The organism is Novosphingobium aquae (assembly GCF_037572715.1).
Classification (GTDB): Bacteria; Pseudomonadota; Alphaproteobacteria; order Sphingomonadales; family Sphingomonadaceae; genus Novosphingobium; species Novosphingobium aquae.
In genome coordinates this window covers 106,603-118,001 of record NZ_JBBHJY010000007.1, presented here as the reverse complement: position 1 = coordinate 118,001, position 11,399 = coordinate 106,603, and the positions used below count along the sequence as shown (strand labels likewise).

General features: G+C 59.6%; 12 protein-coding genes. 8 read left to right on the top strand and 4 right to left on the bottom strand.

Features of this window, described 5'->3' with window-relative positions:
• Positions 1-46 precede the first annotated feature (46 nt).
• On the top strand, positions 47-826 hold the full coding sequence (locus WG900_RS14075) for a hypothetical protein (protein ID WP_339967911.1): 780 nt from the start codon (positions 47-49) through the stop codon (positions 824-826).
• 2 nt (positions 827-828) lie between these two features.
• Positions 829-2,160, top strand: coding sequence for an MFS transporter (locus tag WG900_RS14070; protein ID WP_339967910.1), 1,332 nt, complete (start codon positions 829-831; stop codon positions 2,158-2,160).
• On the opposite strand, the gene WG900_RS14065 is transcribed toward WG900_RS14070, so the two are convergent.
• The gene (locus tag WG900_RS14065) at positions 2,155-3,030 is read right to left on the bottom strand and encodes an alpha/beta hydrolase (RefSeq protein WP_339967908.1); all 876 of its coding nucleotides are present in this window, start codon (positions 3,028-3,030) and stop codon (positions 2,155-2,157) included. The two genes, WG900_RS14070 and WG900_RS14065, sit on opposite strands and share 6 nt — an antisense overlap.
• 115 nt (positions 3,031-3,145) lie before the next feature.
• Here WG900_RS14065 and WG900_RS14060 point away from each other — a divergent pair, with 115 nt between their 5' ends.
• Together WG900_RS14060 and WG900_RS14055 are read left to right on the top strand one after the other, a co-directional pair.
• Positions 3,146-4,342, top strand: coding sequence for a DUF1214 domain-containing protein (locus WG900_RS14060; RefSeq protein WP_339967907.1), 1,197 nt, complete (start codon positions 3,146-3,148; stop codon positions 4,340-4,342).
• 12 nt (positions 4,343-4,354) lie between these two features.
• Positions 4,355-5,569: a cytochrome P450 gene (locus WG900_RS14055; protein ID WP_339967906.1), complete on the top strand. Its 1,215-nt coding sequence runs from the start codon at positions 4,355-4,357 to the stop codon at positions 5,567-5,569.
• 5 nt (positions 5,570-5,574) lie between these two features.
• On the opposite strand, the gene WG900_RS14050 is transcribed toward WG900_RS14055, so the two are convergent.
• Complete coding sequence (locus tag WG900_RS14050; RefSeq protein WP_339967905.1) at positions 5,575-6,021, bottom strand: nuclear transport factor 2 family protein; 447 nt, start codon at positions 6,019-6,021, stop codon at positions 5,575-5,577.
• Between the two features lie 127 nt (positions 6,022-6,148).
• Between WG900_RS14050 and WG900_RS14045 the strand changes: the two genes are divergently transcribed.
• Positions 6,149-7,225, top strand: coding sequence for a TIGR03857 family LLM class F420-dependent oxidoreductase (locus WG900_RS14045; RefSeq protein WP_339967904.1), 1,077 nt, complete (start codon positions 6,149-6,151; stop codon positions 7,223-7,225).
• A gap of 2 nt (positions 7,226-7,227) precedes the next feature.
• The gene (locus WG900_RS14040) at positions 7,228-8,358 is read left to right on the top strand and encodes a phosphotransferase family protein (protein WP_339967903.1); all 1,131 of its coding nucleotides are present in this window, start codon (positions 7,228-7,230) and stop codon (positions 8,356-8,358) included.
• Here the strand turns inward: WG900_RS14040 and WG900_RS14035 are convergent.
• Positions 8,343-9,218 carry a MaoC/PaaZ C-terminal domain-containing protein gene (locus WG900_RS14035; protein WP_339967902.1) on the bottom strand — a complete coding sequence of 292 codons (876 nt, stop codon included), beginning with the start codon at positions 9,216-9,218 and terminating at the stop codon, positions 8,343-8,345. The two genes, WG900_RS14040 and WG900_RS14035, sit on opposite strands and share 16 nt — an antisense overlap.
• Positions 9,215-10,147 (bottom strand): alpha/beta hydrolase, encoded by a 933-nt coding sequence (locus WG900_RS14030; RefSeq protein ID WP_339967901.1) that lies wholly within the window; start codon positions 10,145-10,147, stop codon positions 9,215-9,217. Before WG900_RS14030 ends, WG900_RS14035 begins: the two co-directional genes overlap by 4 nt.
• Before the next feature lie 98 nt (positions 10,148-10,245).
• Between WG900_RS14030 and WG900_RS14025 the strand changes: the two genes are divergently transcribed.
• Positions 10,246-11,034 carry a TetR/AcrR family transcriptional regulator gene (locus WG900_RS14025; protein WP_339967899.1) on the top strand — a complete coding sequence of 263 codons (789 nt, stop codon included), beginning with the start codon at positions 10,246-10,248 and terminating at the stop codon, positions 11,032-11,034.
• 78 nt (positions 11,035-11,112) lie between these two features.
• Positions 11,113-11,397, top strand: a complete 285-nt coding sequence (locus WG900_RS14020) for a DUF1330 domain-containing protein (RefSeq protein ID WP_339967898.1) — start codon at positions 11,113-11,115, stop codon at positions 11,395-11,397.
• Positions 11,398-11,399 lie beyond the last annotated feature (2 nt).

The window sequence follows — 11,399 nt, the reverse complement described above, 5'->3', positions numbered from 1 at the left end:
GCCTTCTGGGTCTAGAAGTGGCAGCTATAACGGGGGGAGGCCAGATATGTCCGAGACGATACCAACGATGCCGGTGATGCCCGCGACGGAACCGGCGGGTACCATCTTCCTTATCGGGACCTGCATCATCATGGCGGCAATCCTGGCTTGGTGGGCGTTTGGCGGGGAGCGCAAGCGTCGTGGCTGGATTCTGCCGCTGGTCTTCGCCGGGACTGCGCTGTCGGCTGTGATGATCGAGCCGATCTACGACAATACCCTGCTCTATTGGTATCCTGATGAGAACAGTCTGGCGTTCTTTCGAGCCTATGGCCGCACGATCCCTTGGTATGTACCGTTGGGCTATGCCTGGTTTTTCGGCGGCTCGGCCTATCTGGTGTGGCGGGTGATCGATGACGGGGCATCAGCGGCGCGGATCTGGCAGCTGTTTGGTGCGACGGTGTTTGTCGACTGGCTGGCGGTTTCGATCTGCGAATGGCTGGATCTCAGCGCCTTTTACGGCAACCAGCCGTTCCATCTGTTCGGTTCGCCATTGTGGTTTTCTTTTTGCGACGCCACGGGCGGCTTCGTGCTGGGTGCTGCGATGGCGATTTTCGTTCCCTATCTGCAAGGCGCGAGGCGGCTGTGGTTGTTGCTGCTTCCCAGCTTTACTTATGCCTCCACCCTCGGCTCGACGACAGCGCCGGTCTCGCTCGCGCTCAATTCCGGCTGGCCTGCTCCGCTGGTCTGGGCGGGTGGCGCAGCAACGATGGCGATGTGCATGGTTGCCGTGCATGTGATAGCGCAAATGTCACAAGGGCGGTCCGCAAAACCGCTTCAGGGGGCATAGGCATGAAGCGATTTTCTGGGCGCGACTGGTGGTTCATCCTGCTGCTCGGCGCAATCTACATGGCCAATTTCATCGACCGGATGATCATCTCGGTCGTCGGCGAACCGATCCGGCGCGAATTCGGCCTCAGCGACCTGCAACTGGGTATCATGGGCGGCGTGGCTTTCGCGCTGTTCTATGGCGGCATCGGCATCCCGATCGCCCGGTTGGCGGAGCGGGTGAGCCGGGTTGGCATTGTCGCGGTGGCAACTGCGCTCTGGTCAGCTATGACCATGCTGTCTGGCGCTGCGACCAGTTATGCACACCTGCTTTTGGCCCGCATGGGCGTGGGTATCGGCGAGGCCGGATTCACGCCGCCGGTCGTCTCGATGATCGCTGACCGTTTCGATGCCGACAAGCGCGCGACGGTGTTTTCGCTGATCGCCGTCGGGGTGTCAGTGGGCGGCGCGGTGGGAGCACTGTTGGGGGGCTGGATTGCCCAGACGCATGGCTGGCGGATGGCCTTCATCATCATGGGCGGGCCGGGACTGCTGCTGGCGGTGCTGCTGTGGCTGACCATTCGCGAACCGGTGCGCCGCAATGCCGGCGATGCCGCACCGCCACTGAGCGAGGTGCTGCGACGTGTTAGACGTTCACCATCGTTCGTTGGTTTCACGGTCGGGAGCGGCATGGTTGCACTGGTCGGTTTCGGCCTCAACCTGTTCCTGATCCCATTGCTGATCCGGCGCTTTGGCTTTGATCTCAAGTCGGCGGCGCTCACCTTTGCGTTGACCTTCAGCATGGCGACTGCACTCGGCGGGGTTGTCGGGGGAATCCTGGCTGATCGTTTCGCGAGCCATCATCACCGTCGCTACGGCTTGCTGCCGATCGCGAGTTCGGCGCTTGCCCTGCCGCTTTATCTGGCGGCGATCTATCAGGACGATTGGCGGATCATGGCGGGCCTTTTGTTTGCTGCAACGTTCAGTCTCTACGCCTTTTTGCCGACGATCATGACTGTGACGCAGCGATTGGTTGAACCACGCATGAGGGCGACAGCGGCTGCGATCCACGCATTTGGCCAGACAGTCTTTGGATTGGGGCTGGGGTCGGCCTTCCTCGGATGGATGAGTGACTGGTTGGCAAGGCGAGCGTTTGGCGAAGGCTATGCCAAGACTTGCCTTGCGATGAGGGAGCAGACCCCATCAGCACTGTGCCAGTCAGCTTCGGGCACCGGTTTGCAACAGGCGCTGCTTTTGCTGGGTCTTTTCCTGCTGCTGGCTATCGCTTGCTATTGGATGGCTGCAAAGTCGATCGCGGGCGAGATTGCTGCCATCGAAGACCCACAAACGTCATGACGTTCGGTCAATCCATTCGTCAAGCCGCGCCCAGTGGGCGGAGCGCGTGCCGGCGAAATTCTGGCAATGCGCGGCCGCTTCAAGAAGGTGCAATTCAACCGACGGTGAACTGCTGAAATAGGCTGGCTCCTTGTCGGGGGCCGGGCTGGTGTCAACTTCGCTTTGGACCACCAAGACGGGCACTGCAATTTTTGCGGCTGCCGCATGAGCGATCCCCGGCGTAAGTGCCTCGCGGCCCAAGGTGACGGGGGTAGTTGAGCCATGGGCCTCATCCGCCTCGATCAGCGCCATCGGCACGTCACTGGCATAGAACAGACCCCGCATAGGCTCCCGCGCCGTGGCGAGGTAGCCGCTGGGGATGAGACCGGCCTGCAAGGCCGCGACATCGGTATCGCCCAGAATCATCGGTTCGTTGGCCCAGCCTAGGACGGCGACGCGGTCCATTGCCGGGTGAGCGGCGGCCTGAGCGATAATCATCATGCCGCCCATCGAGTGGCCCACGCCGGTAACGCTGATCGGGCCTGCCCACTGCGCAACAACCTGACGCAGCGCATCGGCATGGGCGCGGGCGATTATGGCGCCGCTGAGGCTTGATTCCGGCTCAGGACGCGAACTCTCGCCCATGCCCAGCATATCTATCGTCAGCACGGCTTTGCCCTGACCTGTAAACCAGCGCGCGAAGCTGTAGCTGTCATCGGCGAACGGTGGATGCCAATATCCCCGGGTATAGCCGCCACCATGGACGGCGAAGATCAACTGGGTCGGTGGTTCGCCCATGTCGCCCGGCAGGTGCAGCGTCGCCGCAATACAGGTTTGCTGAGCGAGACCAGTAGCCAAGGTAACGTCGAGCATCATGTCTGTGGACTTCATTGCGCGCCGCTCCCTTTTGAGGCTTGCAGCTTGGGCCGGAGTGCTTGCTGTCCACCTGTCGCCCGGCAGGTTGCGCGGGGCTGAGATCAGCAAGAACGGCCCGAAAGGAAAGAGGATGCCGAATATGGCTGGCGATGACCTTGAATGGGAAAAGCTGATCGATGGCCTGCGTCCGCTGGGTGATGCCATGCGTCGCCGCGTGCCCGAACGGTTGCGCAATGATCCGCAGATCATGGCGGAATCGATGCGCTTGCTGCTTTCGGGTGTAACGCGGGCGGCCACCGATGCGCTGGTTGGGGATCGGCGGCATCCCCTGTTCGTGCCCGAACTCAATATCAGCCAGAACATCTTCCAGCCCAACGCTGATACCATCTACAAGGCCTGCCTCATCGAAAAGGGCGGCTCATATGTGATCAAGGGCGATCGCGGCACCGTGCGCATGGTGATCCTTGCGCAGATGGGGCCTGATACGCTGCGCACCGGGCAGCATCATCCGCTGCTGGGACAGGTCGATTTCGATAGCTTGACGCTGGATGCCAATGGCCATTTCGAACTGGTGATGTCACCCGAACGGCCGGCTGGTTATGCTGGTGACTGGCGGCAGCTTGATCCACTTTGCGAGAAGTTCATGGTGCGGGTGGTCGGCTGCGACTGGGGGGTGGAGCGCGAGCCACGTTTCGGCATCGCCCGGCTCGATGTGAGCGAGGCCAAGGGCCGCCCAACGGCCGAGACCTTGCAAAGGGCCTTTGCCGAGATCCCCGGCATTGTCGGTGTCTGCGCCCTGGCTTTTCCGACCCATGTCGAGGAACTGCGTGCGCAAGGGCACCTCAATGCGCTCAAGATTTTCGACGTTTCGCAGATGTCGGGCCTTGCCGGTCAGTTCTATTATGAAGGTGCCTATGAACTGGCCGATGATGAGGCGCTGATTACCGAGGTCAAGGTTCCGGCCAAGTACCGCTACTGGTCGATCATCCTGACCAACGAGCTCTATGAGACCACGGACTGGTACAACAATCAGGCGAGCCTTAACGACAGGCAGGGCGTCGTGGATAGCGACGCGGTGTTTCGCACGGTTGTCTCTGCCCGCGATCCTGGCGTCCACAACTGGCTCGACACGTCAGGCTACCCTTCGGGGGCAATTCAGGGACGGTGGTTCGAAGCAAGCGAAAAGCCGATGCCGTCGATCAAGAAGGTCAAGCTGGCGGATGTCCATAAGCATCTGCCTGCCGATACAAAGCGTGTAACCCTGGCTGATCGTGCCATTGCCTTGCGCAATCGCCGTCTTGCCGCCCAGATGCGCATCATCTGGTAACTGGAGCAAATCATGAGCACCGAAACCCTCCCGTCCCATGTGCCCGCCGACAAGGCCGTGCGTCTGCCCTATTTTGCCCGTGAAGTGGTGAGGGATTGTCCCCAGGAAACCCTAATTCCTGAAATGCACCGCACCTTGGGGCCGATCACCTATGTCACCAACATCTTTCCGGGCGATAAGCCGGGCTGGCTGCTGACTGGCTATGACGACACCATGGCCATGCTGCGCGATGCTGAAAATTACACCAAGAACGGCATGGGCCAGTGGTCACAGTCCATTGGCGAAAACTGGCTGGTGGTTCCCACCGAAGTCGATCCGCCGATGCACGCGTTCTATCGCAAGGCCTTGAATCCCAACTTCTCGCCCCAGAAAATGTCGGCAATGAAGGATGACCTGCGCCGCCGGGCTGGCGATCTGATCGACAAGTTCAAGGACCGCAAGGACTGCGATTTCGTAAACGAATTTTCGGAACGCTACCCGATCTATATCGTGCTCGATCTGCTTGGTTTGCCTCAGGACCGCATGGCCGAATTTCTCGTTTGGGAAAAGGACATGCTCCATTCCAATGACTGGGAAGTGCGCAGCAATGCCGTGAAAAATGCAGTCAATTACCTGAAGGCGGAGATTGCCGAACGCCGAACCTCGCCGCGCGATGACTATATGAGCAAGATCTTTGATTTTGAAGCGGAAGACGGTCGCAAATGGAATGATGAGGAAGTGTTGGGGCACTGCTTCAACCTGTTTCTCGGCGGGTTGGACACAGTCACTTCCTTGCTGGGCAATATCTTTACTCACCTTGCGCGCTATCCAGAGCAGCAGCGTGAACTTCGCGAAAACCCGGATCGTATCGTTCTGGCTGTGGAGGAGTTCCTGCGTCTCTATGGTCCGGTAACTGCCTTCCGGATCGCCGCACGAGAGATTGAACTGCACGGGCAGAAGATCATGCCGGGCGAGTACGTTTCGGTGGCGACCCCGGTGGTCAATCAGGATCCCAAGCTGCACGAGAGCCCATCGGAAGTGCGCTTTGATCGCAAGGCCGCGCACGTTGCACTGGGTGGCGGCATTCACAAGTGCCTCGGAATGCATCTGGCACGTCTGGAACTGCAGACTGCCTTGGAGGAATTCCTCAAAGCCATCCCTCAGTTCCGCGTCAAGGACGGCTTCGAAGTGGGCTATTTTGTCGGCAACATTACCTTTGTGCCGCACCTTGAATTGCAGTGGGATTGACGTGATCAGGCAGGGTGCATGTCCACATGAAAGCGTGACAGGCGCAAGGCGGCGATCTTCCAGACGCCGCCTTCAAGCCTGTAGCTTTCATGATACTGGCCATATCCGGTGATCGATGCGATGCCGGGAATGGGGGACTTGCCCGACTGCCAAACGACACGGTCCTGCATTGCCCAGGTGCCCGTCGCGGCATCGGGGCCATCGAGCGTGATTTCCGGCGTATGAACCTGATGGCTGGTGGCTGCATCATCAACAGCAAACCGCACCTGGGCGATGATCGCCGGAATGCCCGTTATCGGCGGATTGCCAGTGTCCTGGCTCACGTCCATCACCGCATCCTCGGTGAACAGGGCGGAAAATCCCGACCAGCCCTTGGTGTCCAACAGGCGGCAGTAGCGCGCCTTCAAGGCACGGATATTTTCGATGGCAAGCAAGCTTTGCAGGGCGTCCATGGCGATCTCCTTCAACTGGCCTTGCCTGACATGCACCCTTGCGACACCCTGCCTTCGGGCAGGTTGATTGTTCGTGAGGCGCTAGGATTAAGATAACAATCGCGATTACTCCCGAAGGATAACCCAGATGATGCAAGAACCAGGCGCGCAGGCCCTGTTTGACAAGTTCGGCACCTATATCCTTCCCGGCCGCGTTGATGATCCGCGCCGCGGCATTGATGAGGCGCTGGAGGCAGAGCGCATCGGGCTGGGCGCCGTCTGGATTTCCGAACGATTTGCCCTGAAGGAGCCGGCCGTTCTGGCTGGTGCAGTCAGCGAGGCCACGTCACGCATTCGCATCAACGGCACGTTTTATGCCACTATGCGCCACCCGCTGGTCACGGCCAGCATTGCCAACATGATGCAGGCGATGAGCGATAACCGCTTTGGCGTGATGTTCGCCCGCGCTGTCCCCGCCTACATGAAGATGATGGGCGCCCCTGCCATCACGATGGAGCGGCTGGCCGATTATATTAGCATCTTCCGCCGTCTCTGGACGGGCGAGGAAGTCAGGTATGAAGGACTGCTCGGCACGTTCCCGTCGCTCAAGTTGACGGACTTTCACGATGGCCCCAAGCCGCCGATCATCTTTACTGCCATCGGCCCAAAGAGCCTCGAATTTGCCGGACAGTATTGTGATGGCGTCTTGCTGCACCCCTTTGTCTCGCCCACCGGTGTGAAAAACAGCACAAAGATCGTTCGCGATGCGGCCGAAAAGTCTGGTCGCGATCCGATGTCGGTACGGATCTATCACAACATCATTGTCGCGCCTGATCTGCCCAAGGACGAGGAAGACGCTGTGGTTCGCGGACGGGCCATTACCTATTTCGAGCTGCCCGGCTTTGGTGATCTGATCGTCGAGATCAATGAATGGGATAAGGGCGTGCTGGACCTTGTCCGCGCGCATCCGAAGATCGCGAGCCTTAATGGCAAGCCTGCTGACCAGGCCTATACGCGGCAGGAACTTGTCGATGTGGGGCAGTTGCTGCCTCAGCAGTGGATTGATGAAGGCGCTGCTGTCGGCACGGCTGCGCGCTGCGCCGACCAACTCATGGACTATCTCGATGCCGGCGCGGATGAAATCCTGCTCCACGGGGCGGGGCCGAAGGATATGGGGCCGCTGACCACTGAACTGAAGCGCGCGCTGGCGGCAAAGGGGCTCTGATCATGGCACTGACCGCGGGTGAGGTGCAGGACCGGCTGCGCGATTGGCTGGAAGCAAATGTCGATGGCTGGAGCAACGTTCGGTTGCGGCCACTGGCGGTGACGCTGGGGTCAGGCTTTTCTGCGGAAATCTTCTTTGTCGATGTCGATTATGACGATGCCAGCGGCGCGCAGACACGCACGCTGGTGGTGCGCCGTCAGCCCACCGATCTGGAAGTCGTGCTGGGTTCCAGTCTGGAATTGCAAGGCCGGATGATGGCGGCTCTGGACCGGCTGAAGCTGGCCCCCGTGCCGGACTGGATTGGCATGGAGCTTGATCCGGCGGTGCTGGGCAACCCGTTCCTCATCATGGGCCGGGTGGATGGTCAATCGGCTACTCAGAACCCCAACTATAACTCCACTGGCTGGATCGCCGACATGACACCCGCTCAGCGCGGCGCGACGTGGCGGAACGCGATCGAGGCCTTTGCCCAGTTGAGCAAGATTGACTGGCAGGCCGATGGATTTTCCTTCCTTGCCCGACCGGAATGGGGCGAGCCAGGGCTGGCTCAATATCTTGGTCATATCGAGGCCTGGTATCACGGTTGCCGCAAGGACCGGGCGATGCCGACCGTCGATGCCGCGATTGCCTATATCCGCACGCACGAACCAAAGAACATTCCTGTCAACGTGCTATGGGGCGACAGCACGCCATCCAATGTGATGTTTCGCCCCGATGGCAGTGTCAGCGGGCTGATCGATTGGGAACTGGCGGCGATGGGCCCGTCAGAACTTGATCTCGCATGGTGGCTCTATTTCGACGACCTGTTCAGCCGGCGCTTCGGCGTGCCACGGCTGGAAGGACTGCCGACACGGGATGAAAGCATCGCGATCTGGGAAGCTGCGGTCGGCCGCAAGGCGCAGCACCTTGATTACTATGATGTAGTCGTCGCCTTGCGCATGGCGCTGGTGGTGGTCGGCGCGTTTGACCGCCAGGTTGGAGTCGGCAACATCCCCCCGGAGAACAAGTCACTCAACGCCAATTTCATGACACTCTACCTTGCCGAGCGACTGGGCATGGAACTGCCGGAACTGGGGCCAGACTTTTATGCTTTCATGAGCAACATGACGCCGGTAGATCAGAAGGACGATTGATCTGCCATCAAGCCAAGGCCGTTTTCGATCACCCGGACATTGCGCTCGGCCGCATCGGCGCGGAAGTGAAGCGTCTCTCCATCCTGCCAGATGAAGGTGCGGATGGTGTCACCTGGATAGACCGGGGCGATGAACCGCAAGGCAATCTCGCGCAGACGATGGGCCTGGCCTTCGCAGCAGGCATGGATCAGCGCCCGGGCAACCAGTCCCATGGTGGAAAGGCCGTGCAGGATGGGCCTTTCCCAGCCAGCGTTTCGCGCTATCTCCGGGTCGATGTGCAGCGGATTTCGATCTCCCGAAAGGCGGTAGATAGCAGCCTGGTTGACCGAGGTTGGCAAGTCGATTTGAAAATCCGGCGCGTGATCAGGCACACCGGGCAACGATTTCCCCGGTAAGTCACGTGGGCCGCCAAAGCCGCCGGCGCCGATTACAATCCACGTTTCCGTGGCTTCGGCGACCAGCGTCCCGCCCGGCGTGCGCAGCTCCTTTACCGAACGGATCAGCGCCGGTTTGCCCACGCCCTTGTCGGCCAGATCGGTTACCTTCGTTTCGCCGATGAGCGTTCCCGACGGATCCAATGGTTGGAACAAGCACAGCCGCTCCTCGCCGTGCATTACATTGGCCCAATCGATTCCGGTGGCTGGATCCATTCCCCAGAACCCCGGCGAGCCAAGTACGACTCCCATGGTGGGCAACACCTGAATCTGCCGTTCATACAGGAACGAGGTTTCATCAACTTCGTCGCTTAGCCCGGCGCCGGTGCCCAGCGCATAGAGAATGGCGTCACGCGGATCATAATCGTCGCGGGCCTTAGGGATGGTATAAGCCAGCAGTCTCGCTGTATCGAGCGGCGCCGTCATCGAGTGAAGACCCTGCGCAACGCTTCAAGGCTGTCCAGGTTGGCGCGCTGGCTGACCGCGGCGTCCTTTGCCATGCGAAAGCCATGGAAGCAGCCCGGATAGACGTTGAGCTCGGTCGGAACGCCTGCCCGGATCAGGCGGCCCGCAAAGGCAAGGCATTCATCGACGAAAAGATCCAGCGCCCCGACCATGATATAAGCCGGCGGCAATCCTTTCAGTTCCGTGGCTCGTGCTGCAGAGCCATAGGGTGAGGCAAAATTTTCACCGAGATAGGCTTCCCGGCAATAGAGGCTGTTTTCGGCGCGCCAGATGAATTCCCCTGTCGATGGGTTTGGCGGGTCGGGCAATCTGTCATCAAGCCGCGGCATTTCGAGATGCTGGAACGCAATGTCAAATTCGCCGCGATCGCGTGCCATCAGGCATAGGCAAGCCGCCATGGCCCCGCCCGCACTTTCGCCGCTGACGGCAATGCGGCTTCGGTCAATGCCCAACTCTGCCGCTGTCTCGTGCAACCAGCGCAAAGCGGCATAGCCATCATCCATTGGGCCGGGGAAGGGGGTTTCCGGGGCTAATCGGTAATCGACCGAGAGGATGAAGCAATCCAGTTCAGCCGCCCATTCCATGAGCTGGGGCTGGCTCATTTCCGGCGTGCCGATCACATGCCCGCCACCGTGAAAATGCAGGATCGCAGGGGCATTTTCCGGCATTGTATTGGGCTCTATCGCCAAGCAGCGGATTGTGCGGTCACTCTCGCCTGACGAGATATGCACCTCACGGCAGGTCACAGGCAGATCTGGCAGTGGCTGCGAAGACAGCAGGGCAATGATCCCGGTACGCATGGCCGGCAGCACCTCGTCAGAAAGATCCATCGGCGGAAAACTGTCGACCAGTGGAAGCAGTTCGGGATCGACAAGGTGTCGGGTTGTCATAGGAGATGCGTCTTTCTTGGCGGGTAGAATGGACTGCGCACGTTTGCGCCGATCAATATCGCGGCGATTTGCCTTGCAGATACCTATCGGCGGGTTGGTTGAGCATCCAGGCAGAGGACGCGCAAGTTGAACGGGCCACCAGTGCGACGCGTCGAATAATTATTGCGCTTGCGGTCAGCTGGTCATCATTGCAAAACTGTCGTCATGGCTATGGCGGACACATTTGCAGGCGCAGGTCTGTAATGACGGCAAGGCAGCGCCATTCTTCAGCTGTAACGCTGGATCGCATTTTGATGACAGCGCGTGATGCCTTTGCCGAGCACGGCTTTGATGGCGCGAAATTGGATAGTATCGCCAAGGCAGCGGGTGTGACCAAGCAGTTGGTCTATCATTATTTCAAGACCAAGGAGGAGCTTTACGGCGTGGTGCTGGACCGTGTCTCTGACGAGACGCTCGCCATGCTGGATAGCCCCGATTACGATCAGCTGCCTCCCCAGGATGCCGTCCGCTGCCTTATCGAGCGGATTATTCAGGCCTATGTCGAGCGCCCCTATATCGTCGGCATGACAGTCGATCAGGATCTCCACAAAGGCGAGCACATATCGCGCCGATCCAAATACATGCCGTCGGTACGAACCTTTGTGACAGAGCGGGTGGCGCCAATGCTGGAGCGGGGCGTGACAGAAGGCGTGTTCCGTCCAGGCGTCGATTCGCGGTTGTTCTACTGGTCGATATTCGCCTTGGCGACTGCCTGCTTCACGCAGAACTGGGCGATGTCGCAAAGTGCGGGCATCGATTTTGCCAGCGAAGACGGCATTGACCTGTGGCGTGAACATGTGACCAGCTTTGCCCTACAGGCGATCATGCTGCCCGCTTTACCGCGTTAAAAAGACCGCACTTCCTGTTTCTCCGCCTTTACCCAAGATATCCGTCAAGCCGCAAAGGCATTGGAGGAGAGGACGGAGATGGCATCCTATATCGTTGGCGTAGTGAGCAAGCACGATCTGGAGCGTTACCAGGAATATGCGATGGCCGGATTCCGGCTGATCGATGGGGTCGCTGTCGAAGTAGGTCTGACGGACCAGCCCGAAGTCCTGGAAGGGAACTTCCCCGGCAGCTCGATCATCATCATGAAATTTGCCGATAATGATGCGGCCCGCAAGTGGTACGACAGCGAGGGCTATCAGGAAGTCATTCCAATCCGGCAAGCGTCGGCAGATACGCACTTCGTCATCACGTTTCAGTCATAAGG

Coding starts and splice junctions, on each gene's coding strand:
- WG900_RS14075 (WP_339967911.1), top strand. CDS start 47: ATGTCCGAGACGATACCAACGATGCCGGTGATGCCCGCGACGGAACCG.
- WG900_RS14070 (WP_339967910.1), top strand. CDS start 829: ATGAAGCGATTTTCTGGGCGCGACTGGTGGTTCATCCTGCTGCTCGGC.
- WG900_RS14065 (WP_339967908.1), bottom strand. CDS start 3,030: ATGAAGTCCACAGACATGATGCTCGACGTTACCTTGGCTACTGGTCTC.
- WG900_RS14060 (WP_339967907.1), top strand. CDS start 3,146: ATGCCGAATATGGCTGGCGATGACCTTGAATGGGAAAAGCTGATCGAT.
- WG900_RS14055 (WP_339967906.1), top strand. CDS start 4,355: ATGAGCACCGAAACCCTCCCGTCCCATGTGCCCGCCGACAAGGCCGTG.
- WG900_RS14050 (WP_339967905.1), bottom strand. CDS start 6,021: ATGGACGCCCTGCAAAGCTTGCTTGCCATCGAAAATATCCGTGCCTTG.
- WG900_RS14045 (WP_339967904.1), top strand. CDS start 6,149: ATGATGCAAGAACCAGGCGCGCAGGCCCTGTTTGACAAGTTCGGCACC.
- WG900_RS14040 (WP_339967903.1), top strand. CDS start 7,228: ATGGCACTGACCGCGGGTGAGGTGCAGGACCGGCTGCGCGATTGGCTG.
- WG900_RS14035 (WP_339967902.1), bottom strand. CDS start 9,218: ATGACGGCGCCGCTCGATACAGCGAGACTGCTGGCTTATACCATCCCT.
- WG900_RS14030 (WP_339967901.1), bottom strand. CDS start 10,147: ATGACAACCCGACACCTTGTCGATCCCGAACTGCTTCCACTGGTCGAC.
- WG900_RS14020 (WP_339967898.1), top strand. CDS start 11,113: ATGGCATCCTATATCGTTGGCGTAGTGAGCAAGCACGATCTGGAGCGT.